At 62.2% G+C, this 24234-nt stretch carries 22 protein-coding genes; 12 read left to right on the top strand and 10 right to left on the bottom strand.

All coding sequences use genetic code 11. The features are described 5' to 3' along the window. Positions 1–48: 48 nt before the first annotated feature. The 4 genes from NMA58_RS14880 to NMA58_RS14865 all read right to left on the bottom strand — a co-directional run bounded on the left by NMA58_RS14880 (position 49) and on the right by NMA58_RS14865 (position 4821). Entirely contained in the window at positions 49–1038 is a 990-nt protein-coding gene (locus tag NMA58_RS14880) for an AraC family transcriptional regulator (protein WP_430959557.1), read from the bottom strand. 309 nt (positions 1039–1347) lie between these two features. Beyond that, a complete protein-coding gene (locus NMA58_RS14875; protein ID WP_434713428.1) occupies positions 1348–3081 on the bottom strand; it encodes a DEAD/DEAH box helicase in 1734 nt (577 codons plus the stop codon). 247 nt (positions 3082–3328) lie between these two features. Further along, positions 3329–4444, bottom strand: coding sequence for a DNA alkylation repair protein (locus tag NMA58_RS14870; protein ID WP_434710894.1), 1116 nt, complete (start codon positions 4442–4444; stop codon positions 3329–3331). A 68-nt stretch (positions 4445–4512) separates the two neighbouring features. Continuing rightward, complete coding sequence (locus NMA58_RS14865) at positions 4513–4821, bottom strand: hypothetical protein (RefSeq protein ID WP_097597029.1); 309 nt, start codon at positions 4819–4821, stop codon at positions 4513–4515. Between the two features lie 322 nt (positions 4822–5143). Between NMA58_RS14865 and NMA58_RS14860 the strand changes: the two genes are divergently transcribed. Next, complete coding sequence (locus tag NMA58_RS14860; protein ID WP_434710892.1) at positions 5144–8563, top strand: response regulator; 3420 nt, start codon at positions 5144–5146, stop codon at positions 8561–8563. Positions 8564–8589: 26 nt separating this feature from the next. Here the strand turns inward: NMA58_RS14860 and mnmD are convergent, their stop codons facing one another. Then, positions 8590–9318, bottom strand: a complete 729-nt coding sequence (mnmD, locus tag NMA58_RS14855) for a tRNA (5-methylaminomethyl-2-thiouridine)(34)-methyltransferase MnmD (protein WP_434710890.1) — start codon at positions 9316–9318, stop codon at positions 8590–8592. Here mnmD and NMA58_RS14850 point away from each other — a divergent pair. From NMA58_RS14850 to NMA58_RS14815, 8 genes are all read left to right on the top strand, one after another. Next, entirely contained in the window at positions 9317–10495 is a 1179-nt protein-coding gene (locus tag NMA58_RS14850) for an NAD(P)/FAD-dependent oxidoreductase (protein WP_434710888.1), read from the top strand. The genes mnmD and NMA58_RS14850 overlap by 2 nt on opposite strands. A 114-nt stretch (positions 10496–10609) precedes the next feature. Further along, positions 10610–11317 carry a DUF1045 domain-containing protein gene (locus tag NMA58_RS14845; protein ID WP_183699349.1) on the top strand — a complete coding sequence of 236 codons (708 nt, stop codon included), beginning with the start codon at positions 10610–10612 and terminating at the stop codon, positions 11315–11317. 114 nt (positions 11318–11431) lie between these two features. Continuing rightward, positions 11432–12355 (top strand): allantoinase PuuE, encoded by a 924-nt coding sequence (gene puuE / locus NMA58_RS14840; protein ID WP_434710885.1) that lies wholly within the window; start codon positions 11432–11434, stop codon positions 12353–12355. Then, on the top strand, positions 12355–12855 hold the full coding sequence (gene uraD / locus NMA58_RS14835) for a 2-oxo-4-hydroxy-4-carboxy-5-ureidoimidazoline decarboxylase (RefSeq protein ID WP_085778999.1): 501 nt from the start codon (positions 12355–12357) through the stop codon (positions 12853–12855). Before puuE ends, uraD begins: the two co-directional genes overlap by 1 nt. Continuing rightward, positions 12852–13214 carry a HepT-like ribonuclease domain-containing protein gene (locus tag NMA58_RS14830; RefSeq protein ID WP_097597023.1) on the top strand — a complete coding sequence of 121 codons (363 nt, stop codon included), beginning with the start codon at positions 12852–12854 and terminating at the stop codon, positions 13212–13214. Before uraD ends, NMA58_RS14830 begins: the two co-directional genes overlap by 4 nt. A 5-nt stretch (positions 13215–13219) precedes the next feature. Then, entirely contained in the window at positions 13220–13720 is a 501-nt protein-coding gene (locus NMA58_RS14825; RefSeq protein WP_434710883.1) for an ureidoglycolate lyase, read from the top strand. After that, positions 13717–14073, top strand: coding sequence for a hydroxyisourate hydrolase (uraH, locus tag NMA58_RS14820; protein ID WP_085778997.1), 357 nt, complete (start codon positions 13717–13719; stop codon positions 14071–14073). The genes NMA58_RS14825 and uraH overlap by 4 nt, the downstream gene beginning before the upstream one ends. After that, positions 14074–14814 (top strand): metallophosphoesterase family protein, encoded by a 741-nt coding sequence (locus tag NMA58_RS14815; RefSeq protein WP_434710881.1) that lies wholly within the window; start codon positions 14074–14076, stop codon positions 14812–14814. Between the two features lie 22 nt (positions 14815–14836). Here the strand turns inward: NMA58_RS14815 and NMA58_RS14810 are convergent, their stop codons facing one another. The 4 genes from NMA58_RS14810 to NMA58_RS14795 all read right to left on the bottom strand — a co-directional run bounded on the left by NMA58_RS14810 (position 14837) and on the right by NMA58_RS14795 (position 19197). After that, complete coding sequence (locus tag NMA58_RS14810; protein WP_097597020.1) at positions 14837–16603, bottom strand: flotillin family protein; 1767 nt, start codon at positions 16601–16603, stop codon at positions 14837–14839. Continuing rightward, the gene (locus NMA58_RS14805; protein ID WP_434710878.1) at positions 16600–17247 is read right to left on the bottom strand and encodes an OB-fold-containig protein; all 648 of its coding nucleotides are present in this window, start codon (positions 17245–17247) and stop codon (positions 16600–16602) included. The genes NMA58_RS14810 and NMA58_RS14805 overlap by 4 nt, the downstream gene beginning before the upstream one ends. Positions 17248–17252: 5 nt before the next feature. Further along, complete coding sequence (locus tag NMA58_RS14800; protein WP_434710876.1) at positions 17253–18392, bottom strand: PspA/IM30 family protein; 1140 nt, start codon at positions 18390–18392, stop codon at positions 17253–17255. 193 nt (positions 18393–18585) lie between these two features. After that, complete coding sequence (locus NMA58_RS14795) at positions 18586–19197, bottom strand: CDP-alcohol phosphatidyltransferase family protein (protein WP_434710874.1); 612 nt, start codon at positions 19195–19197, stop codon at positions 18586–18588. Between the two features lie 202 nt (positions 19198–19399). Between NMA58_RS14795 and NMA58_RS14790 the strand changes: the two genes are divergently transcribed. From NMA58_RS14790 to NMA58_RS14780, 3 genes are read left to right on the top strand one after another with little or no spacing between them, the layout of a single operon-like run. Further along, complete coding sequence (locus tag NMA58_RS14790; RefSeq protein ID WP_434710872.1) at positions 19400–21184, top strand: bifunctional alpha/beta hydrolase/class I SAM-dependent methyltransferase; 1785 nt, start codon at positions 19400–19402, stop codon at positions 21182–21184. Between the two features lie 53 nt (positions 21185–21237). Then, on the top strand, positions 21238–22524 hold the full coding sequence (locus tag NMA58_RS14785; RefSeq protein ID WP_434710870.1) for a phosphatase PAP2/dual specificity phosphatase family protein: 1287 nt from the start codon (positions 21238–21240) through the stop codon (positions 22522–22524). Next, positions 22521–22961: a hypothetical protein gene (locus tag NMA58_RS14780; RefSeq protein ID WP_434710868.1), complete on the top strand. Its 441-nt coding sequence runs from the start codon at positions 22521–22523 to the stop codon at positions 22959–22961. The genes NMA58_RS14785 and NMA58_RS14780 overlap by 4 nt, the downstream gene beginning before the upstream one ends. A gap of 71 nt (positions 22962–23032) precedes the next feature. Here NMA58_RS14780 and NMA58_RS14775 read toward each other — a convergent pair whose 3' ends face one another. Next, positions 23033–24175: an alpha-hydroxy acid oxidase gene (locus NMA58_RS14775; protein ID WP_434710866.1), complete on the bottom strand. Its 1143-nt coding sequence runs from the start codon at positions 24173–24175 to the stop codon at positions 23033–23035. Between the last annotated feature and the right edge of the window lie 59 nt (positions 24176–24234).

The following is a 24234-nucleotide window of genomic DNA, read 5'->3' as shown; positions in this document are numbered from 1 at the left end:
CCTGTGTTGGGAGATTTCATAGACGAAGTTTTCAGGATGATATGTGTCTTAAAATCCGAAATCCATGTCCGTTCGTCCGGAATTTGTGCGACGCACAATCCCCGGTGAAAGGTTGGTGACCCGCTTGAATGCACGCGCGAAAGACGCCTCGGACTCATAGCCCAATCGTGAGGCTACCTCGGCGACCGACATGCCGTTCTGCGCCAACAAATCGCGGGCAAGCTGCATACGCAGGCGGGCGAGATAATGTGCCGCGCCTTCTCCCAAGATAGCGCTGAAGCGCTCGGCGAAGATCGAGCGCGACTGGCCTGCCACACCAGCGAGGCTTTCAAGGGTCCAGTTATGGCCGGGATCTCGGTGCATGGCAGCCAGCACACGACCGATCTGGGGATCGCGGATGGCAGCGAGCCAGCCGGTGGTCGAGGCTCCGCTGCAGTTGACCCAGCAACGGATAAGCCGCGCAGCGAGCAAGTCCGCCATACGCGACAAGACCGTCGCACTTCCCATCTGGGGTTGTGTCGCCTCGGCCGACATAGCGGCCAGCAGGGGGCCTACGATCGGGTCATTACCGGCTACATCGCAACCCCTGATGATTGGCGGCATCAGGGCGATTAAGGGGTTAAGCGCATGAGCGCCCAAAGTCATGGAGCCGCAGAAAAGGGTGCTGGTGGCGCCCGTTCCTTCTCGCAAGACGTCGCAGACGTTGCTGCCCAATCTTGTAATCTGACAACTCTTAAGCGAGTCGCCCTCAACATCAGGCGCGCTCGCCAACCGGTGTGCATTACCTTGCGGCAGCAGCACCAGATCGCCATCGTTCAACGCCTGCCATCCGTGGGTTTCGGTATGTATCCAGCATGGACCCTGGCTGACGAAGTGAAAACGAAGCAGCTGTTGTTGCGGAAAGGCGATGCTCCATGGATGCCTGAGCTCGCAGCGGCCATAGTTGACTCCACTCAAGCGAAAGTCTTGCAGGACTTCGCTCAGGGCATCCATTGGGATAGTGGACGGCGACAACGGCCGGGACGGATGGTCAAGCATGGAGCCAATTTAGGTCTCAAGCGTCCGGGACGCAAGCGGTCCGGCTTCGCGCGCGGTTCTTTACGGCGTCACGCTGCCCGTCGACGGCGGGTTCACAGCGCATTGATACCGCAAGGCTTCCGCCGGCGCTGCGAAGGGCTTCGATCTCGTCAAATGGGTGCGTTCAGAAACCGGAAAACGTGACCGAGTACTGCCGTCGCGGTGTTGTCGTCACTACAATGAGTAAGGCCGGGCATCCCACCAGATGCTCCGGCCTCCCAATATTCAAGGCCGAAGGTCCGGCCTTTTCTCCCTTGAATCAGTCGGCGCTCAGGCGCGTTCGCGGCGCTGGCCGCCGCCATTGCGAGAGCCCGAGCCACCGCGGCGGTTGCCGCTGTTGCCGTCGCGGCGCTGTTCGCCGCCCTGAGCCTGATGTGGCCCGCGGTCGTCTCCGTGCTTGCGGGCCGGGCGGCCGTGAGCGTGGCGGCCGTTGCCGCGGTGATGGCCGCTCGGTTCGCCATTGGCATGATGGCCATTGGGGCCGTTATGCGCAGGGCGCTGCGGCTTTGCCGGGCGGAAATCGGAGGTCGAGGCCAGATCGTTGTCGGGGCCGAAATCCGGGGCTGCTTCGCCGCGGCGCTGACCGCGGAAGTCCTCGTTACGGCCTGAGCGTTCGGGACGAGGACGGCGCTCGCGGCGCTCCTCGCCGCCGGCGCGGATTTCGCTGCCTTCGCCTTCGCGGCGCGGGCGGCGTTCCTGGCGGCTGCCGCGATGCTCCGAGCGGTTGGCATCGCCGCGGCCTTCGCCGCGACCCTGGCTGCCGCCCCGATTGCGGTTGTTGCCATTGCCGTTGCCTCGGCGCGGGCCGCCGGCGCTGATATGTGCCGGCGGTTCACCGCTGGCAACTGATATGTCGATGCCCATCAGGCGCTCGATATCTCGCAGCAGCTTGGCTTCGTCAGGGGCGCAGAAGGCGATGGCAATGCCGTCGCGGCCGGCGCGCGCCGTGCGGCCGATGCGATGGACATAGGCGTCGGGCACTTCGGGCAGGTCGTAGTTGTAGACGTGGCTGACGGCCGGGATATCGATGCCGCGGGCGGCGACGTCTGTCGCGATCAGCGTCTTGATGCTGCCCTCGCGGAAGGCCTTCAGCGCCCGCTCGCGCTGACCCTGGCTCTTGTTGCCGTGGATCGAGGCGACGGAATAGCCGATATTGTCGAGGTGCTTCATCAGCTTCTCCGCACCATGCTTGGTGCGCAGGAAGACGATGGCGCGGCCGTCCGGATTTTCGGTCAGCGATTTGCGTAGCAGTTCCGTCTTGTCGTTCTTGCCGCCGACGAAATGGACATACTGCTCGACCTTGTCGGCCGCCTTGCCGGGAGGCGTGACTTCGACCTTGACGGGATCGACGAGATAGTCGCCGGCGAGATCGGCGATCGCCTTCGGCATGGTGGCCGAAAACAGCATGGTCTGACGCTTTTTCGGCACCAGTTTGGCGATCTTGCGCAGGTCGTGCACGAAGCCGAGGTCGAGCATCTGGTCGGCCTCGTCGAGCACGAGATAGCGCACCGTCGTCAGCGTGATGGCGCGGCGGTTGACGAGATCGAGCAGGCGGCCGGGGGTCGCGACCAGGATGTCGGTTCCCTTTTCGAGCTGCAGCTGTTGCTTGTTGATCGACACACCGCCGACGACGACGTTGATGCGCAGCGGCGACTTGCGGATGAACTTCTTCAGGTTCTCGGCGATCTGGTTCACCAGCTCGCGGGTCGGCGCCAGGATCAACGTCCGCGTCGTGCGGTTGTCGGGGCGGCGCTCGTCAGCGAGCAGCTTTTCGATGAGCGGCAGGCCGAAGGCGGCGGTTTTGCCGGTGCCGGTCTGGGCAAGGCCGATCAGATCGCGGCCTGAAATGAGGAGGGGAATGGCCTGTTCCTGGATCGGCGTCGGCGTTTCGATGCCGAGCTGGAACAAGGTGGCGACGATCGGCTTGGAGACACCAAGCGATTCAAAATTAGTCAAGGCATAACCTTTCGGGGCGCCACAACGACTAGCGCCGGAACGCACCATGCGATCCGGTTTCATTCTGGCGTCAAGAACCCCGCGTGAAGTGGGAACTTGCAAGTTGGAAAAAGCTTTCCAGCGCTTCTGGCCGCTCTTGGGAGTGCAGCGCTCTGTCGAAATGCGCTTTTGTCCCTTCTTCCTGCGTTTCGTATTTTCGAGCAGGGGCACGCTCACGCGGCGGCCGGAAGGGTGAAAGCTGAGCCGCATTTGGGCTAGTTCACGGGAAAAGTCAAGTGCAGCGCACAAAAAGGCATTAGCCCGGGTCAGGCGACGGCATTCTGAGGACGAAACTTTCCGATGCGCTTTCGGCGCCATTGACGAGCACGGCGATGCGGTGCTCGCCGGGATAATAGCGCCGCGTCGTGATCGGCCGCATGGCATGGCGGCGCTCGATTGCGTGGCTCTGCCCCGGCGCGAGCGTGACCGTCTTGCATTTGAATACTTTGGGCGAGAGCGAGCCGTCGGCCTTCATGTGGTGAATGGCGTAGTCGATCATTAGTGAGTGCGCGGTTTCGCCTGAATTGGTCAGGCGGATTTCAAAATCCAGCCCTTCGCCGAACACCACTTCGCCGTTCTGAAGGCGCAGCTCGCATGTCAGCGCGGTTGCCGCGTCGAAACCGAAATTGGCAAGCGCCTGCGCATGGCCTTTCTTGAGCATCGTGCGAGAGGCGTGTTTCAGCAGCCGGCGGCGCTCGGCGGACGCGCCGTCGATATGGCCGGCGATAAAGGCGGCGACCAGATCTGGATGATCCTTGGCGATGTCGTTCAAGCTGTTGGCGACGGAGCGGCGCACATAATCCTCCGGATCATCCATCAGCGCGGTCAGGATCGGCAGGATCGGTGCGGGGTCTTTCACGAGTTGCGGCAGGCGCATGGCCCAAGGCAGGCGCGGCCGCGTGCCCTCGCTCGCCAGCCGGCGCACATGCTGGTCGGGATCGCCGACCCAGGTGGAAATGGTGGCGAGCGCACGTTGCTGGTCGCGATGGATGAATTGCCGGATGCCGAATTCGCCGGTGAAATGCGGCGTCAGCGCCTTGAGGAGGTCGAGGCCGAGATCGAAATGATCGGTGCCGCGGGCGGCGATGAACTGATTGACCGGCAGCAGCATCCAGCCGGAGAGTCCCGGCCTGTCGGCGGCCGGCAGGCTTGCCTTGAGGATAGAGGCTGCTTCAGGAAAATCTCCGGGAAGCGTGGCAAGCAGCGCGTCACGGATTAATGCGGAGCGCTCCATCAGTTCCAGGGCTGCGAGGCCATCGGTCGCCAGAGTTACGAAACGTTCCCGGTCGAAGGCGGGCGCATGGGCCGCAATGTGATCGGCCATATCACCGACGAGCTCTTCATGCAGCAGTTTCTTGAGCGGTTCTGGCATGCTGATCCTCCTGCGGGAGGATTGGACCAGCGCCGCCGGGAGGTCAAGCGGCGCCGGATGCGGTCTTGCTATTCCGGGCAGACTTTCACGCGGTAGGGCTCGCCCCAGCGGTCGTAACGCCATTCGAGGTGGCAATAGTGCGGCCGGTAATAGGTCCGATAGACGGGGTACGGACGGTAGACCGGGTAAGCCGGATAGACGGGGTAGGCGGGGCGGGCGGCCTCCGACAGAAGGGCGCCGCCGACGACGCCGGCCGCAAGGCCGCCAAAGAAGGCATCGCGCGGACGGGCATCGGCGGTGGTGGCAGTGGCGAGCGAGGCGCCGGCAAAGGTCAGCGCGATCAGGCCCGTCGCCATGGTCTTATGAAGAACGGACATGGTAACTTCCTTATCTAGACTGGCTTCTATAAAGCCATGGCCAGACTCCGCCCGGATCGCGGCGGAGCGATGGCCGCACAAGGGCGGCCCGCATTAAATTTTAGTCATGATTTCAACGGCCAGCCATGAGTAAAGAGCGGATTGCGGCCGGCCGCAGTTGCTGCAGTCATCCTTTCGGTTTCGTGCAGCATACGGCGCCACTCCGGTCCGTACGCCGATTGTAAAATTCCGCCTTCGAAATTTATGGTTAAAACCTTGTTAAAAGCCTTGGCGTTATAGTCTTTGTCGTTGATATTCCATTCATTGCGGGAGCGACGATTTCTTGAAATCAGCCGGGGACATTCTGGAATTGGCTTGCCGCCGGATCGCCGATCTGGACACCCCGGCCTATGTCAAGAACAGCGAGCTGCGTTATGTCGCCGTCAACGAGGCCTATGCCGATTTCCTGGGCCGAGAGATTTCCGATTTCATCGGCAGGCGCAGCCGCGAACTCTTCAACCGCCCCGAGGAAGAGGACCGCGAGGACAAGGAGCGCCGCGCGCTGGTGTTCGGCACCGAGGAAAATGCCATCTGTTTCGATGCCGCTGGCCTCGATCACGAGCGCATTCAGATCGAAAGCTTCTCGCCGTCGCCGGAGCGGATTTATGTGCTCGGCATCTTCGAAGCGCGCGAACGCAGTGCCGTTGCTCTTGGGAGGATTGCCGGCAAGCCCGGGATTGCCGGTAGCTCTAAGACTGTAAACGATTTCGGAAGTGCCGCCGATCTCGCCCAAGTGCGCGAGGCACTAGAGAACCTCGATCACCCGATCGGCATCTTTGCAGCCGACGGACGCCCGCTGGTCGTCAACGCAGCCTATCGCAACGGCGCGACGCCTGTGGCCGCCGAGGAATCGGCCTGGGGAGAGAGTGTCAATGAACTCGACGTTCTCCGCACCGTCCTGGAGGATCTGCCTGTGGCGGTCTTCGTCCGCGACGACAAGCACCGCCTGGTCTATGCCAACAAATATTATGAAACCTTCAGCGGCCGCGCCCGCTCCGAATATCTGGGAATGACCGAACACGAAATGTTCGGGCCGGAAGGTGCTGAGGCGATCTACCAGGAAAACCTGCTGGCGCTCAGGGACGGCATTTCGGTGGAGCTCGAAAGCGAGATGCCGAGCAATAGCGGCCATGTCTATCCCGTCATCTCGCGCGTCAACCGTGTCATAACGGCGGATGGGCGAACCTATGTCGTCGGCTCCTTTTCCGACATCTCGCCGCTCAAGGAACGCGAGAAGGCACTGATTGAATCGCGCAAACAGCAAGAAATACTGCATCGGGACATCGAGAGCATTCTGCGTTCGCTGCCGATCGGCGTGCTGATCCTCGATAACGACCACCGGATTCTCTACGTCAACGACGAATTTTACAGCATCTGGGAACTGCCGCTCGACGATCGCTTCGACGGCCGCCCGTTCATCGACGTCATCCGCCGCAATTACGAGCTCGGCCGCTACGACGGGACACAGACGCCGGAAGAGATCTACGCCTTCCGCAAACATCTGTTCGAAGCCGAGGAGCCCGAGCCGATCGAGCTTGGCTGGGCGGGCGGCAAATCCGTGATCTTCGACAGCCGCCGCATCTCCAACGAGCGCATTCTGCTCACCTATGCCGATATTTCTGCGGTGCGCGAACGGGAAAAGGAAATCCACGAGACGCGCGCAGCCCTCGAGCGGCTCGGCGAAATGATGCGGGATGCGACGCATGCCATGTCGCAGGGCCTTGCCATCGTCCAGGACGGCATCATCAAAATGTCCAACGAGGCGATGGCCGAGATCCTGCAGATCCCGCCGCACTATATCGAGGCCGGCCAGGGCTGGCTCGGCATGTTCGAATTCTGCGCGGCACGCGGCGATTTCCACGATGCGGCGGATGAGACCCTGCAGGAATGGCGGGCGAATATCGCAGCCAGGCAGCCAATTTCCACCGTCTTCCATGTCGGCGGCGAGCGCTGGGTGAACATGGATGCGACGGTCAGCCGGGGAGAGCATTGGGTGGCGCTGTTCACCGACGTCACCGAGCTCAAGAGCCGCGAGGAGGAACTGCGCCAGCTCCTGTCGCGCGCCGAAGCCGCCGACCGCGCCAAATCCGAATTCCTAGCCAATATGAGCCACGAGATCCGCACGCCGATGAACGGTGTGCTCGGCATGGCGGAACTGCTGGCCAAGACCAATCTCGACACGCGCCAGAAAACCTTCATCGACATCATCGTCAAGTCGGGAAATGCGCTGCTGACTATTATCAACGACATCCTCGACTTTTCGAAGATCGATGCCGGACAGATGAAACTGCGCAAAGCCGCCTTCGATATCACCGAAGCGGTGGAGGACGTGGCGACACTCCTCTCCTCGCATGCCGCCGAGAAGAACATCGAACTGCTGGTGCGGGCTGCACCGGATCTGCCGGCCGCGGTGATTGGTGACGCCGGGCGTTTCCGCCAGATCGTCACCAATCTCGTCGGCAACGCCGTCAAGTTCACCGAGCGCGGCCATGTCTTCGTCGATGTCGGCTTCGAGACGATCGCCGGCGGGGAGATCATGGCGATCATCCGCATCGAGGATACCGGTATTGGCATTCCCCGAGAAAAGCTCGAATCGGTCTTCGACAAGTTTTCGCAGGTCGACACCTCGTCGACCCGCCGGCATGAGGGAACGGGGCTCGGCCTCGCGATCACCGCCGGCCTCGTCGATCTCTTCGGCGGCTATATCAATGTCGAGAGCGAATGGGGTAAGGGCTCGGTCTTCACCGTCAACCTGCCTTTTGCGGTGGCGGCCGCCCGCCTCGAACCGAAGCCGCTGCCGATCAATGTGCAGGGCGCGCGCATCCTCGTCGTCGACGACAATGAAGTGAACCGGCGCATCCTGACCGAGCAGCTCTCGCTCTGGGGCTTTGACGGAGTGGCTGCCGAAGGTGGCGGCACCGGTCTGGCGATCCTCGAGGCAGCGGCCGATCTCGGGGTCACCGTCGACGCCGTCGTGCTCGACTATCACATGCCCGACATGAACGGCGCCGACGTCGCGCGCCGGCTGCGCGCCGATCCCCGCTTCGTCGAGCTGCCGATCATCTTCCTCACGTCGATGGATATTTCGGGCACGGAAAAGGAATTCGCCGCGCTGAACGGCCATGCGCATCTGATGAAACCGGCACGCGCCAACGTGCTGCGCAATACTGTCGTCGAGGTCGTCCGCGCCCGCCGTGTCAAACAGGCGTCGGAAGCCGATATCGCCCGGCTGCGGGCGGAAGCGGCCGTGCCGGCGCCTGCACTTGCAACTGCGCCCGAGCCGCAAAAGCGGGCGGCCGAATTCGTCGACGTGCTGGTTGCCGAAGACAATGAGGTCAACCAGATCGTCTTCACCCAGATACTGCAGTCGACGGGCCTCTCCTTCCTGGTCGTCAACAACGGGCAGGAGGCCGTCGCCGCCTGGGAAAGCCACACGCCACGCATCATCATGATGGACGTCTCGATGCCCGTCATGAACGGCCATGAAGCGACCCAGACGATCCGCGAAAGGGAAAAGGGGCAGGGCCACCGGGTGCCGATCATCGGCGTCACCGCCCATGCCCTCGAAAGCGACCGCGAAGCCTGCCTCGACGCCGGCATGGACGATTACATGTCGAAGCCGATCAGCCCGGAACTTCTGGAGGAGAAGATCCGGCAATGGCTCGGCAGGGATGAGCTGCAGCCGGAGCGCACGAGTTACTGATCTCCATCGAATGGAAGTCGTAGGGCTTACCGAGCGGTTGCCTTAATGCCGCAGAGCATTTCGCGCTTGCCGGCGAAGCCCTGGCGGCGTTCGACGGCAAAGCCGGCGGCGATGAGGTTGCGGCGCACGAAGCCGGCTGCGGCGTAAGTTGCGAAGGTGCCGCCGGCCACAGTCTTTTCGGCGACCTCACGCATCAGCTTTTCCGACCACATGTCGCCGTTGCGCGAGGGCGCGAAACCGTCGAGATACCAGGCGTCGAAGCCGGGTTTTGCCGCGGCGACGCCGTCAAGTGCCGCGCCGCAGACAACGCTGAGCCGCGTCTGGCCATCGAGATCGAGCGAGACGGTACCAGCAGGTGTTTGAGGCCAGGCTGCGGTCAGCGCCTCGCGTTCCGCATCAATCTCCGGCCAATGCGAGAGCGCCCGGCCGATCTCTTCACCGCGCATCGGATGGAGTTCGAAGGAAGTGAAATGCAGGTGCCGGCCGTCTGCGCGATGGAGCTTCCACTGCCGCCAGGTCTCGGCGAAGTTCAGGCCGGTGCCGAAGCCAAGTTCGCCGATGACAAAATCCCGCTGGCCGTGCCAACGCTCCGGCAGGCCGTTGCCGGCGAGAAAGACATGGCCGCATTCCAGCCGGCCATCGGTCTGGCAATAAAAATGATCGCCAAAGACGGTTGAATAGGGCATATCGCCGTCGCGCCATTCGAGCGGCTGCGGCGCGCCCGCGCCAATCTGATCGGGGTTCACGTCTCTCATGGAAAAAGCCGATAGTCCTCAGCCGACGTCCGGTCAATCTTCTTGCGACTTGCTGATCGTCGGCGGCGGCATCATGGGTCTCTGGGCGGCCATTCATGCCGAACGCCGCGGTATGAGCACCGTCCTCGCCGACGCCGGCAGACTGGGCGGAGGCGCGAGCGGCGGACTGCTCGGCGCGCTGATGCCGCATATGCCGGACCGGTGGTCGGAGAAAAAGCAATTCCAGTTCGATGCGCTGGTCTCACTCGAAACCGAAATTGCGGCGCTTGAAGCAGAAACCGGGCTGTCGGCCGGCTACACCAGGTCGGGGCGGCTGATCCCGTTGCCGAAACCGCATCTCAAGCGCATCGCCCGCGGCCATTCCGAAGATTCCGAGCGCCATTGGCGGACCGGCGAACGCCGCTTCCACTGGCATGTCATCGACAGGCCGCCGGTCGATGGTTGGCCTGACGCATCTGCCGGCGAAAGTGGCTTCGTGCACGATACGCTCGCCGCCCGTGTTGCGCCCCGCTCCTTGATCTCAGCGCTCATCGCATTGCTGCGGCGGGCAAAACATGTGCGCATCATGGAAAATGCTGTTGTCGCCGATCTCAATCCCGATCGCGGGACGGCCGAGATCGGCGGCGAAATCATCACGTTCGGCCGCTGCATCCTGGCCGCCGGCCATCAGTCCTTTCCCGTGCTGCAGCGGCTGACGCCGGGCTTGAAGCAGCCGCTCGGCCAGCCGGTGAAAGGGCAGGCGGCGCTGTTGAAAGCAGATGTCGACCCGGCGTTGCCGACGATCTTCCTCGATGGGCTCTATGTCGTCGCGCATCAGGGGGGGCATGCGGCGGTCGGCAGCACGAGCGAGAACCGTTTCGACGCCCCCCTCTCGACCGATGCACAGCTCGACGCGTTGATCGAGGCGGCGCGGGCGATCGTGCCGGCGCTCCGCAGCGCCCCTGTCATCGAACGTTGGGCGGGGCTTCGCCCGAAAGCCATCGACCGCGATCCAATGATCGGCCGCCATCCAATCCATCCCCGACTGATCGCACTGACCGGCGGTTTCAAGGTCAGCTTCGGGCTGGCCCATCGGCTGGCGGAGGCTGCGGTTTGTATGGCAGGCGACACAGATTGCGAATTTTCGCTGCCGGAAAGCTTCGCGATATCAAGCCATATCGCTGTCGCTTCACGTTAAACGTGAATTAGATACAGCTGCGTTTCGTTATTCTGTCATGCAAATCACCTATCTGCTTGCGCATCGGCAGCGCCGGATTTTCCCGGCGCTCACTTCCTTCATGGAGGAAATTGCATGCGCTATGCCATTTGCTTTACGCCTCCGGCGAGCGACCCCTTGTCGCTCGTGGCCGCTAATTGGCTTGGCCGAAACGTGTTTTCAGGCGATATGGTGGAGCCTCCGGCCGTCCGCGGCCTCGGCATTCATGAGATCGCCTTTTATACTGCGGTGCCGCGGCGCTATGGTTTTCACGGCGTTCTGAAAGCGCCTTTTCACCTCTCCGCCGAGACGTCCGAATCGCAACTCCTGCGCGACCTCATGCGTTTTGCCGGAACATATGCTCCCTTCCAGATCCCAGGTCTCGAAATCGCCCGGCTCGGCAATTTCTACAGCCTGGTGCCGAGCGCCCCCTGTGAGCGGATCCAGTATCTGGCTTCGGCGATCGTTCAGGAGTTCGATCGTTTCCGGGCGCCGCTGAGTGAAGCCGATATCGAACGCAGCGATCCCGACGGGTTGTCGGCGGCGCAATTCGCCAATCTGCATCGTTGGGGCAATCCCTATGTGATGGAGGAGTTCCGCTTCCATATGCCGGTGACAGGCCCCATCAACACGATCGACATGCCCCGCATCGAGCCAGTGCTGGGAACGATCTTCGAGCCCGTCTTGAGGGAGCCGGTGATCGTTTCGAATGTGGCTTTGATGATCGAGGAGGGCACTGGCGGTCCCTTCCGCGTTCACTCGCTCCACCCGATGGGCAAGGTCAGCGCGCGCAGGATCGCCTGAGCAGATGTCGATCTAAGTCGTTGTGTTGAAAAGAGAAATTCTCCTATGCAGTTTCCGTCTCGACATTCCGGCTGCGGATGATACCGTTCCTTCGTCTTTTCAGAAGGTGATTTGATGGTATCCGAGACCTACCCGCGCAATCTCGTCGGCTACGGGCGTCAGACGCCCGATCCGAAGTGGCCAGGCGACGCCCGCGTCGCCGTGCAGTTCGTCATCAATTACGAGGAGGGCGGCGAAAGCTGCATCCTCGAAGGCGATCCGGCTTCCGAACACCTGCTGTCGGAGATTGTCGGTGCGGCGGCCTGGCCGGGACAGCGCAATCTCAACATGGAATCGATCTACGAGTATGGTTCGCGCGCCGGGTTCTGGCGGCTCTGGCGGATGTTCACGGGTCTCAAGGTGCAGGCGACCGTCTATGGCGTGACGCTGGCGATGGCGCGCAACCCCGAAGCCGTCGCGGCCATGAAGGAGGCCGGTTGGGAGATCGCCAGCCACGGTTATCGCTGGCTGGAATACAAGGATTTCCCCGAGGATCTCGAGCGCAAGCATATCCTCGAAGCCGTGCGCCTGCACACCGAACTCACCGGCGAGCGGCCTTTCGGGATGTATCAGGGAAAGCCTTCCGACAACACGCTGCGACTGGTGCAGGAAGAGGGCGGTTTCCTCTATTCCTCCGATTCCTATGCCGACGACCTGCCTTACTGGGTGAAGGGCGTCGACGGGAAACCCTTCCTGATCATCCCCTATACGCTCGAAACCAATGACATGCGTTTTGCCACACCGCAGGGTTTCAATGCCGGCGACCAGTTCTTCACCTATCTCAAGGACGCTTTCGACACGCTTTACGAGGAAGGCAAGGACGGCAGCCCGAAGATGATGTCGGTCGGCCTGCATTGCCGCCTCGTCGGGCGTCCGGGCCGAGCAGCCTCTCTGAAGCGCTTCATCGAATATGTGTTGAAGCATGACAAGGTCTGGATTCCGCGCCGCATCGAGATCGCCGAGCACTGGCACAAGAATCATCAGCCGGATGCGCTCTGATGTTGTCGCGCGAGGATTTCGTTTCCCGCTTCGGCGGCGTCTTCGAGCATTCGCCTTTCATCGCCGAACGCGCCTATGACGCCGGGGGTCTGAGGGAGCCTTTGACGGCATCAGGCGTGCATGCGGCTCTTGCCGCCGTCTTCCGTGCAGCAAGCCGGGAGGAGCGTCTCGGCGTGCTGCGTGCCCATCCCGATCTTGCCGGGCGTCTGGCGATAGCGGGCGAACTCACGGAGGACAGCCGCAAGGAGCAGGCCGGCGCCGGTCTCGATCGGTTGAGCCCGGCCGAACATGCCCGCTTCACCGAACTTAATGCAGCCTATGTCGAAAAATTCGGCTTTCCCTTCATCATCGCCGTCAGAGGGCTCGACAAGGACGATATCCTTTCGGCCTTCGAAAGGCGGATCGGCAATGACCTGGATGAAGAATTCGCGACCGCCACGACACAGGTCGAACGGATCGCGCTGCTGCGCCTGACATCGATGTTGCCGGAGGGCAAATGAACGAGCCTCGTGCTATCGACTATCTTAATGAAATGCAGAAGGCGGCAGCCGAAGCACTATACTTCGTGGGCGGAATGGATGAGGCGGCCTTCGCCGAGGATAATCTCACCTTCAAGGCGGTCGCCTTCTGCCACTTCACTATCGGCGCGGCTGCTTCCCGACTGCTCGTAGCCCATCCGGAATTCGCAACCGAGCATCCCACTCTGCCGTGGACGAAAATCTGCGGAACGGGCAACCGTATCCTGGAAGACGTCTTCGCCCTCGATCCTTCGGACATCTGGGATGCAACCTATCGCACGCTGCCGGAACTTCTCGTCGAGATCGACGCTATTCGTCACTGGCACGCCGAAGGTGAGTGAACCCATTGGCTGATTTTCTCGATATCCGCCCGCTTACCAGATCGGCCTTTGCTCCTTTCGGCGAAGTGATCGAAGCCGATGCAGCCTCGATGCGGCTCATCAACGGCGGCACGACCGAACGCTTCCATGCGCTGGCCACGGTGGAGGCGGCGGGCGAGGGCGCGCGCGTCATCATCAATCTCTTTCGCGGCCAGCCGCGCAGCTTCCCTTATGACGTCGACATGATGGAACGCCATCCCTTCGGCAGTCAGAGTTTCTCGCCGATCTCCGGCCGCCCATTCCTCGTCGTCGTCTCCGAGGACGATGGCGGACGTCCGGGCAGGCCGCAGGTGTTTTTCGCGCGCGGAGACCAGGGTGTAAACTACCGCCGCAATGTCTGGCATCATCCGCTGATGGCGCTCGGCCAAACCTCCGATTTCCTGGTCGTCGACCGCGACGGCCCTGGCAATAATCTGGAGGAATTCTTCTTCGACCCCCCCTATGTCATCAAAGAGCCAGCCCCATGACCGGACTGACGACACATGTGCTCGACACCGCCCTTGGCAAGCCCGCCAATGGGCTCAGGATCGATCTTTTCCAGCTCGACGGCGAGATCCGCAGACATCTGAAAACGGTGGAGACCAATGCGGACGGCCGAGTCGACGGCGGCCCGATCCTTGCGGGCGAAAATTTTCACGTAGGCATCTACGAGCTGGTCTTCCACGCCGGCGAGTATCTCAGGGCCTGCGGCACGCCGCTGCCGCATCCGGCCTTCCTGGATCTCGTGCCGATCCGCTTCGGCATCGCCGATGTCACGGCGCATTACCATGTGCCGCTCCTGCTTTCGCCTTACGGCTATTCAACCTATCGCGGCAGCTAAATGAGGTTTGCTGCAATCGCCGATATTCACGGCAACCATCTTGCACTCGAGGCGGTGCTTGCCGATATCCGGGCTCATGGAATCGAGGACGTCGTCAATCTCGGCGATTTCTTCAGCGGGCCGCTGGAGGCAGGCCGAACGGCTGACCTGCTGACGCCTCTCGGGCTGACCTCGGTTCGGGGCAATCACGACCGCTATCTGATCGAGCAGGATCCCGCCTCTATGCATGCCTCGGATGCTGCCGCCTACCGGCAACTGACGCCGTCCCACCTCGAGTGGCTGCGGGGTCTACCGTTCGATGCCGTCTATCGCGGCGAGGCCTATCTCTGCCATGCGACGCCGAAAGACGACAATCTCTACTGGCTGGAGTCCGTTTCGCCGCAGGGGCAAGTCTTCTTGAAGCCGTTCGAAGCGATCGAGGCGCTCGCCGAAGGCATCGACCTGCCGCTGATCCTCTGCGGCCACAGCCACATTCCCCGTGCCGTCCGACTCTCGGACGGCCGGCTGATCGTCAATCCCGGCAGTGTGGGCTGCCCCGCCTATGACGATGTGCTGCCCTATTATCACAAGGTCGAAGCCGGCCATCCGCTGGCGAGCTATGCTATCCTGGAAAAGACGGCGGCCGGATGGATGTGGCAGTTCCGAACTGTCGCCTACGACCACATGGCCCAGTCGGCACTGGCCGCCGAAAGGGGCCGTGCCGACTGGGCCAGTGCGCTTGCAACGGGCTGGGTGAGATAGCCCGGCCCTACCTGCGCTGCGATCAATCCTTCTCGGGCGCGTGAGGAGCGATCGTTTGTACGGGAGCCGCGGCCGATGCTACGGGCTTTACCGGAGTGGCGGGCGGGATTGCCTGTTTTGCCGGAGCCGCGGCTGGGATTGTCGGTTTTGCGCCATCGAGAGTTCCAAGCAGGGATGAGATGGCGTTGTCGCCGTCGAAGCCGGCCTCCTTCAATAATTTGTCGAGGATCGGCTTGTTGGCCTGATAGGAGAGCAACTGGCCGGCCAGCCCGTCGCCGAGACCAATGCCGTTTTCACCGTTCGCGCCGTTTCCGCGGCCGAGCATGCCACCGGTGTCGAAGATGCGGATATCGGAGATCTTCTCGATCGGCTTGACCGCTTCGGCGAGCGCCTCGGGAATGATGCGGATACGCTCGCGGGTGATTTCGAACTCGATGATGGTCTGGCTGAGCTTGTTGCGGGCCTCGTTGAGCAGCGCCTCGCTTTCGGCCTGAGCCCGGCCGGTTTCGAGAATGCCCTTGGCCTTGATGATCGCCGCATCGGCTTCCGCGGTCGCAAGCGTCTTGATGGCTTCCGCCTGGTCGATCGCCGCCTGCTTCTCGGCTTCGGCGCCGACGGTGACGGCGGTCGCTTCGGTTTCGGCGGTCTTGCGGGCATCGATCACGGCGATCTGTTTTTCTCGCTCGGCGATTTCGATCGCCTTGGCGGTGCCGACCTTTTCCTCCGCTGCGATCGCCCGGGCGCGGGCCATTTCGGCGGTGGCCTTGGCTTCGGATTCTTCACGGCTCTTGTTGGCGACGGCAATCGCGCTTTCCTGCGCCACGATCTGAAGGTCGCGCTTGGCTTCGGTATCGCGCTGCTGGACGGCGCGGGCGGCATCGATGTTTGCGCTTTCGCGGGCCTGCTTGGCGGCTGCCTCGCGCTCGGCGATCGCCTGTTCGGCGGCGATGCGGGCTTCCTCCTCGGCGCGTTTGGCCGCCTGTTCCTGTTGTGCGGTTTCGGCGCGGGTCGCCGCGGATTTGTTGGCGATGTCGCGTTCCTGGTTGAGTTCGGCTTCGCGCTTGGTCCGCTCGATGGCCAGCGATTGCTGGCGGGCCTCCAGGTCCTTCTGGGCGATGGCGACTTCGGTGTCGCGGACGATTTCGTTGCGCTCCTTCTTGCGGCCTTCGGTGATGCGGGTCAGCGCCGCCAGCCCCTGCGCGTCGAAGAAATTGTTGGCGTTGAAATGCTTGATGTCGGTCTGGTCGAGCCGTGTCAGCGACACGGATTCAAGCTCGAGGCCGTTCGACTGGAGGTCGGCGCCGACGGCTTCCTGCACGGCCTTGACGAAATCCATGCGCTGTTCCTGCAGCGCGTCGAGATTCATGGTCGCCGCCACCGAGCGAAGGCCGTCGACGAATTTCGCTTCGATCAAGATGCGAAGCGCCTCGGCGTCGTTGGTGCGGCTGCCGAGCGTCTGGGCGGCCAGCGCGATCGACGAAGCGTCGGGTTTAACGCGGACGTAGAATTCGGCGCCGATATCGACGCGCATGCGGTCCTTGGTGATCAGCGCATCGCCTTCGCCGCGGCGAACCTCGAGGCGCAGTGTCTTCAGATTGACCCTGGCGATGGAGTGGAAGATCGGCAGGACGACGGAGCCGCCGTCGAGCACGACCTTCTGGCCGCCGAGGCCGGTGCGCACATAGGCCTCGTCGCGGCTGGAGCGCGTATAGAGAGAGGCGAGAACAAAACCGATGCCGAAGATCAGAACGATGCCAATGCCGGCCGGTAGAATAATGTCATACATCATGGCTGCTCCCTGAAAGATTGATTGTCCGCTGCGGCGGGGTCCGCCAGTGCGGGAATGGCGATAAATACATCTGCCGTGCGATCGACGAGGAGAACCTCCGTGCCAACCTTGAGAGGCTCCTGATCTCTGGCGGCCTTGGCTCTCAGCACGTGCCAGTTTCCATGCTGGTCCTTGACGCGGACGCGCCCCGGCAGTCCCTGATCAAGCGGGCCGAGCGATACTTCGGCGGTCCGGCCGATCAATGTGTCGAGATCGACGGCATAGGTCTCGTCGTGTGGAACGAGCCGCGCCACGGTTCTGCTCGACGCCCTGACCATGGGCACGGCGACCAAGATGGCGGGAATGGCGGCGACGGCGGCGGGAAGCGGCGCCCAGAAGGCGTTGGCGACGGCCTGTATGGCAAAGCCCGTCATGGCGAAGAAGCCGAGCGCCAACATGATGAGGATGAGGAGGGGAACGCCGCCGACGTTGAGCCAGGACAGATAGCCCGAAAACCCGTCATGGCCATGAAAATCCGGTTTTCCCAGAAATTCCATGATCGAAAAACCCATGACGGTCGCGAGCATCTCGATCGCGGTCAGGCCTGCGAGCACGGCGGCGGCGATGGCGAAGGGGGCACATTCAGGGGCGAAAAGAAGTGCCATCGGCGTTACCGGTTATCCGCCTTGAAGCGTGCGAGGCGTGCTTCGATCGCTTGTTCGCGATGCAGCCGGTCGAGTTCATCCAGTTCGGAGCTGTTGATATGGTCGCCTGATGGAACGCCGGTCAGCCGCGACACCGCCGCCGCAGCCCGGGCAGCATCGGCGCCCGGCGCGGGCCGGCTATGGCCTGTAGCGGCGTCCTCGGGATGTCTGGCGATGCTGCGCTTGAAATCGGCAAGGCGGGCGTCGGCCTCGCGGCGCGTGGCGAGCACGGCCTGTAGGGCTTTCTGGCCTTCGTCCAGCTGCTGCCTGGCATCGGCCAGCGCCTTGTCGAGTGCGGCGATCTGGGCTTCGAGATCGATCTGGCGGGCGACGCCGGCCTTTGCCAGATCATCGCGCCCGGAAGAGACGGCGAGGCGGATCTTTCCGTCGAGCGCGTTCATATCCCCGACGATCTCGTCCCTGCGGCTCTGGATGCGATATTGCTCGGCGCGCGCCTTGCCGAGATCGGTGCGGGCTTCGTCCGCTGCCGCATCGATCTCGCGGATCGCCTGTTCGATCACGGCGATCTTGTTGACGCCTTCGGCCTTGTCGACCGCTGCATTCGCGATTCCCGCGATCAGGCGGCCCATGCGGGATAGAATGCCTTCATTCGTCATGTTTTCCTCCATCCGAGCGGAATTCGGCGTGACGCCGATGTGGATCTCGTAATGATCCGGCTCTGCAACGAGGTAGGCCGGAAAAATGCTCTCCCATCCCCGTGAATAACCGGCGACATCGAAGGGCACGGCAACGCGTCCATGCACGGTGGCGATGGTCAGATCCGAAGGGCCTTTGATGGCGAAGAGCTTGTCGTCGAGGGGCATTTGCGGCGGGTCGACGATCATGCCGCGATTGGCAGCGAAATCGCGAAGGCCGAGTGTGACCAGCCGTGCCGGCAGGCCCGTTTGTTCGCGCACGGTTTCATAGGCAAGGTCGTGCAGGACGACGAGATTGGCGCCTGCCTTGTCGTCAATGACTTCAGCGAGGATGTCGATCATCCTGCGGTAGGCGGCGATGGTGTCATCAAGCGCCTGGCGGGCATGATCATCCGGTGCCAGCACGTAGCGCAACTGCGATGGATGCTGTGTCTTGCTCACGTTTGCCATGACTAAGACATAAAGCACCGCTTTTGTGCTTTCAACGAGAGCGGAAAAAATAGAGGCTGTGTTTAACAGGTCGTTAGGAGGAGAGTGGCTTGGAAGAAGCGCCAACCAAGCAACTCGTAAGAAGCAGCGTTCAACACTAGTTTCGAAATACAGTGCCAGTGAAAGAACGGGCGGCCGATCGGCTCCGCGCTTTCTATCGGGTGGCCGTTTGCGACTCCCGAATACCGGCGCTGATACGGTTGAAGGTGGTCCATACGAGAAGCAGGGCCACCACGGCCCAAAGCCATGAGGTCCATGCGGCAAACGTGCCGCCAACGGCGACAAAGATGCCGAGCGCGCCGAAAAGCACCGCACGGTCGCTCTTGCCCAGCGGCCCGTCATAACGCCGGCTTGCCCCAACCGTTTGACCCAGGACGCCGGCAAATTCCGTCAGTGCCGAGAGGAATATGACAGCCATGACCGGCATCAGATCGTTCGGATCGATGAGCGCAAACGGGAAATAAAGGGCGGCATCCGACACGACGTCACCGATCTCGTTGAGATAGGCGCCCAAAATGCTCTTTTGCCCATGTTCGCGCGCGAGCATGCCGTCAATGGCATTGAGGCCCATGCGCAGTAGAAACCATACAGGCACCAGCAGGAACCAATGCGGAAGCGGGGCGACGCTCAGGAAAAGCCCAAGTGCAACCGAGACGGCGGCAGCAACTGAAGTCACCTGATTGGCGGTAACACCTCGTACCGCAAGCGAGCGCACCAGGGGGCGAAGAATATTCTGAAACCGGGACTTCAATTGATAAACAGACATGGTACCTCAGTGGAATTTCGCGGCAATTGAACAGTCTATCCCGGCTGGGTCCGTGCGGATCATCGTAGCTGTGGGAAAGCCCGCACTTCAAATCGGCTCACCCAAAGGACTTATCATTTGCAGCTAGACTTTTGCAATGAAAGCAACTCACTGTTGCCGGCAATAGATGCAACGTATCCACTGATCAGAATTGGAGACGACCGTGCTGCAGACTACCGACAGCGAGCAACCGTCCTCGACGACCAGACCCATGCATGAATCCGAATTCGCATCGCATGACGGGACTCGACTGTTTTATCGGACGTGGCCTGCGACCGGTGCTTCACCGAAGGGCGCCATCATTCTTCTCCATCGCGGCCACGAGCATAGCGGCCGCGTCGCCCATCTCGCCACCGAGCTCGGCCTCGATGATTTTGCCTTCTACGCCTGGGACGCGCGCGGTCACGGGCGTTCACCGGGAGAGCGCGGTTATTCGCCATCCTTCGCTGCCTCGGAGCGTGATCTCGATTGCTTCGTCCGCCATGTCAGCGAGACCAGCGGTACTGCGGTCGAAGACATCGCCGTCATTGCGCAGAGCGTCGGCGCCGTCCTTGCCGCCACCTGGGTGCACGACTATGCGCCGCCGATCCGCGCGCTGGTGCTGGCCTCACCGGCCTTCAGCGTCAAGCTCTATGTGCCTTTCGCCAAGGAAGGCATTGCGCTCTGGGAAAAGTTCAAGGGGACATTTTTCGTCAATTCTTACGTCAAGGCGAAGTTTCTGACGCATGATCCCGAGCGCATTGCCTCTTTTGAATCCGATCCGTTGATCACGCGGCCGATTGCCTCCAACATTCTGCTGCAGCTCTACGAGGCGGCGGCCCGCGTCGTCGACGACGCCCGCGCCATCACCGTGCCGACCCAGCTGCTGATCTCCGGCAGCGACTGGGTGGTGCGGCACGCGCCGCAGCATCGGTTTTACGAAAACCTCGGCAGCCGCATCAAGGAACGGCACGTGTTTGCCGGCTTCTACCACGACACGCTCGGCGAAAAGGATCGCGCGATTGCGCTCGCCGAAATCCGCCGCTTTATCAATGCGCGTTTCGCTGAGCCGCGGGCGCCTGCCGACCTTCGCACCGCCCATGTCCAGGGCTATACCAAGGACGAAGCCGACCGGCTCGCGAGCCCGTTGGATGCGACATCCGCACGCGGCATCTACTGGGCGCTCAGCCGCCTCAACATCAGGATCGCGGCGCTGGTGTCCGAAGGCATAAGGACCGGGGTAAAGACCGGTTTCGATTCCGGCTCGACGCTCGATTACGTCTACGAAAACAAGCCGCGCGGGCTCGGTCCCGGCGGGCGGTTGATCGACCAGGTGTTCCTTGAGGCGATCGGCTGGCGCGGCATCAGGCAGCGCAAGCTGCATTTGCAGGAACTGATCGACCACGGGCTGCAGCGCCTGAAAGCCGCCGGCCGCAGCACTCATATGCTCGACATAGCGGCCGGGCACGGGCGTTATGTCCTTGATGCTATCGAGGCCGCTGCAGTGCGTCCCGATAGCGTGCGGCTGCAGGATTATTCCCTCATCAACGTCGAGGCCGGCCGCAACAGCATCGCCGCGCGCGGATTGAGTGATTTCGTGAGCTTCCGCCAGCAGGATGCCTTTGACGGCAAGGGCCTGGCTTCAATCACGCCGGCTCCGGATCTCGCCATCGTCTCCGGCCTGTATGAGCTGTTTTCCGACAATCAGATGATCGCCGCTTCGCTCGAGGGGATCGCCCGCGCGATCCGGCCCGGCGGTCTGCTCGTCTACACCAACCAGCCATGGCATCCACAGCTGGAGATGATTGCCCGCGCGCTCACCTCTCATCGCGGCGGTCAGGCATGGGTGATGCGGCGGCGCACGCAAGAGGAAATGGACCAGCTGGTCGCCGCAGGCGGTTTCCGCAAGATCGAACAGCGCATTGACCAGTGGGGCATTTTCACCGTCTCGCTGGCGGAGAGAGTTTGAGGGCAACGCCGTTGGGGCAGGCACATTCTCCTCTTTCCCGAACAGCGCCGGTCATGAAGCGGGCGGCGTTCTGGCTCGCCTTCCTGGCGCCGTTCTTCTATCTGACCTATGGCGGCGCCAACTGGCTGGCGTCGCAACGCGCTGATGTGCCGAACATTGCCTTCGCATGGGAAAGCGCCATTCCGTTCTTGGGATGGACGATCATTCCATATTGGTCGATCAATCTGTTCTACGGGCTCTGCCTGTTCATCAACACGACGCCGCGCGATGTGGATATGCTGGCAAGGCGTTATCTGACGATCCAGTTAATCGCAGTCGCCTGTTTTATCGCGTTTCCGCTCGAAGCAATCTTCGTGCGGCCGGCCACGAGCGGCCTGCCCGGTTTCATGTTTGCTGTCCTCGGTGGCTTCGACAAGCCGTTCAACCAGGCGCCGTCGCTGCATATCGCGCTGCTGGTGGTGATCTGGGACCATCTGCGCGGCCGGCTGCCGCGCAGGGCCCGGCTTCTCTGGCACTGCTGGTGCTTCCTCATCGGCGCCTCCGTGCTGACGACGTGGCAGCATCACGTCATGGACATACCGACCGGCGTACTGCTCGGTCTGTTTGCCGCCTGGCTTTTCCCACGCGATGCCGGTTCGCCTCTTGCCAATTTTGCGTTGAGCGACGATCCGAAGTCGCGCCGTCTCGGCATCTATTATCTGTGCGGTGCTCTCGCATTTCTCGGCCTTGCAGCGCTCTTTACTCCTCTGTCGGCCGCAGCGCTTCTGTTGCTCTGGCCGGCGGTTGCCCTGGCGATCGTCGCAGCCGGATATCTCGGCGCCGGCCCGCAGATATTCCTGAAACGCGCCGATGGCCGGGCCGCGCTTGCCAGCCGCTGGCTACTGGCGCCCTACCGGCTCGGCGCTGTCGTCAATGTTTGGCTTTGGACACGCAAAATACCGGCATCCGTGATGATCATTGACGGTGTCCATCTCGGCCGTTTTCCGCGCCGCCACGAGGCCGACCATTTCGCCACTGTGATCGACATCACCGGCGAGTTTCAGCGCCCAAGCGGGACATCCAGGCGCTGGTGCAGTTTTCCCACCCTCGATCTGACAGGCCTCGACGAGATCCAGACGCGAGCCGCGGCGAACCTCATCGAGATTGCGCGCCACCAGGGACCGGTCCTCGTCTGCTGTGCGCTCGGTTTCCAGCGGAGCGCCGGCGTCATCGTGCGATGGCTGCTCATCAGCCGACGTTGCGAAACTCCAGCAGAAGCGCTGCGGCTGATCGAAAGGGCGGGGCGGCGTGTTCATCTGCCCGAGGAAAGCATCCATGCCGTGACGGAGGGCTTGCAATGACGCAATGGAATGCCACGGCCTCGGCTGCTGCGCGAAATCTCGGCCGCAATTCGATCGTCTGCGGGCTGACAGCGCTGTTGCCGCTGATTATCGGCCCGATCACTCAGGGATATCGAGGTTTCGCTCCAGCATTCGGCTGGCTGTTGACGCTCGTCTTCTGCGGGATCGTGCTTGCGCTGGCGATCCACCTCCTTTTCGATGCGCTGTTGTTTCGCCTCGCGTCGAGCCATGAGACAGAGGCCGCCGGTCTTGCCGCCGTCGACGACCTGCTCTCCCGGATGCAGCTTCGCAAGCCTGACGGGACACCGCCCGGCCTCGAGAGGCGGATTGCCGGATCGCGCCGCATCGTGTGGCGGCAGCGTTTGGCGCTCGCCATCTGTCTCGTGATTTTTGCGATCCTGCTGTTCACCGCGGGTGACGGCCGGCCGCTGTGCTGAATCGCATGCCGTTGCGCAGGTCGAAGATATTGCCGGCCCATCGCGCGTTCAGCCAGTGCCGACTACTTCTCTCAGCCGCGCCCCGATATGATCGACGCATCCACGTCATTGATGTCGCGCTTGCCGCAGAGGGCCATCGTGATGTCCATCTCCTTGCGGATGATGTCGAGCGCCAGCGTGACGCCTTCCTTGCCCATCGCGCCAAGCCCGTAGAGGAAGGGGCGGCCGATATAGGTGCCCTTCGCACCGAGCGCCACGGCCTTCAGCACATCCTGGCCGGAGCGGATGCCGCCGTCGAGGTGGACTTCGATGCGGTCGCCGACGGCGTCGACGATCGAAGGCAGCATGCTGATCGAGGAGGGGGCGCCGTCGAGCTGACGGCCGCCATGATTGGAAACGATGATCGCATCGGCGCCGGTATCGGCGGCGGCCTTCGCGTCTTCGGGATCGAGGATGCCTTTGATGATCAGCGGGCCGCCCCATTGCTCCTTGATCCAGGCGATATCGGCCCAGGACAGCCGTGGGTCGAACTGCTCGTGCGCAAACTTGGGCACAGAGGCGACATTGGCGACGTTCTTGGCATGGCCGACGATATTGCCGAAGTACCGGCGCTTCGTCTGCAGCATATCAAGGCACCAGAGGGGCCGGGTCGCCATCTGCCAGATATGTTTCGCGGTCAATTTCGGTGGGGCGGAGAGACCGTTGCGCAGGTCCTTATGGCGCTGGCCGAGGATCTGCAGGTCGGCGGTCAGCACCAGCGCGGAGCATTTCGCCGCCTTGGCGCGACGGATGAGGTCGAGGACGAAATCCTTATCTTTCATCACATAAAGCTGGAACCAGAAAGGACGCGTCGTCACCGAGGCGACGTCCTCGATCGAGCAGATGCTCATCGTCGACAGGGTAAAGGGAACGCCGAATTCTTCCGCCGCCCGCGCCGCCAGCATCTCGCCGTCGGCATGCTGCATCCCGGTCATGCCGGTCGGTGCGAGCGCTACCGGCATCGATACTTTCTGGCCGATCATCGTCGTTTCGAGCGTGCGGTCGCTCATGTCGACCAGCACGCGCTGGCGCAGCTTGATCTGACCGAAATCGCTTTCATTCGCCCGATAGGTGGATTCCGTCCAGGCGCCTGAATCCGCATAGTCGAAAAACATTTTCGGCACGCGGCGCTGCGCGAGTTTTTTCAGATCGTCGATGGTGAGCGGAGTTGCCATGAATCGAACCTTCTACAGGTTTAAATGCGACCATCGCCCATAACATGAATCCTAAAAGA

This window comes from Rhizobium sp. YTUHZ045 (assembly GCF_051124255.1).
Lineage (GTDB): Bacteria > Pseudomonadota > Alphaproteobacteria > Rhizobiales > Rhizobiaceae > Rhizobium.
The sequence above is the reverse complement of the archived record's forward strand: the minus strand, read 5'-3'. Positions and strand labels throughout refer to the sequence as shown.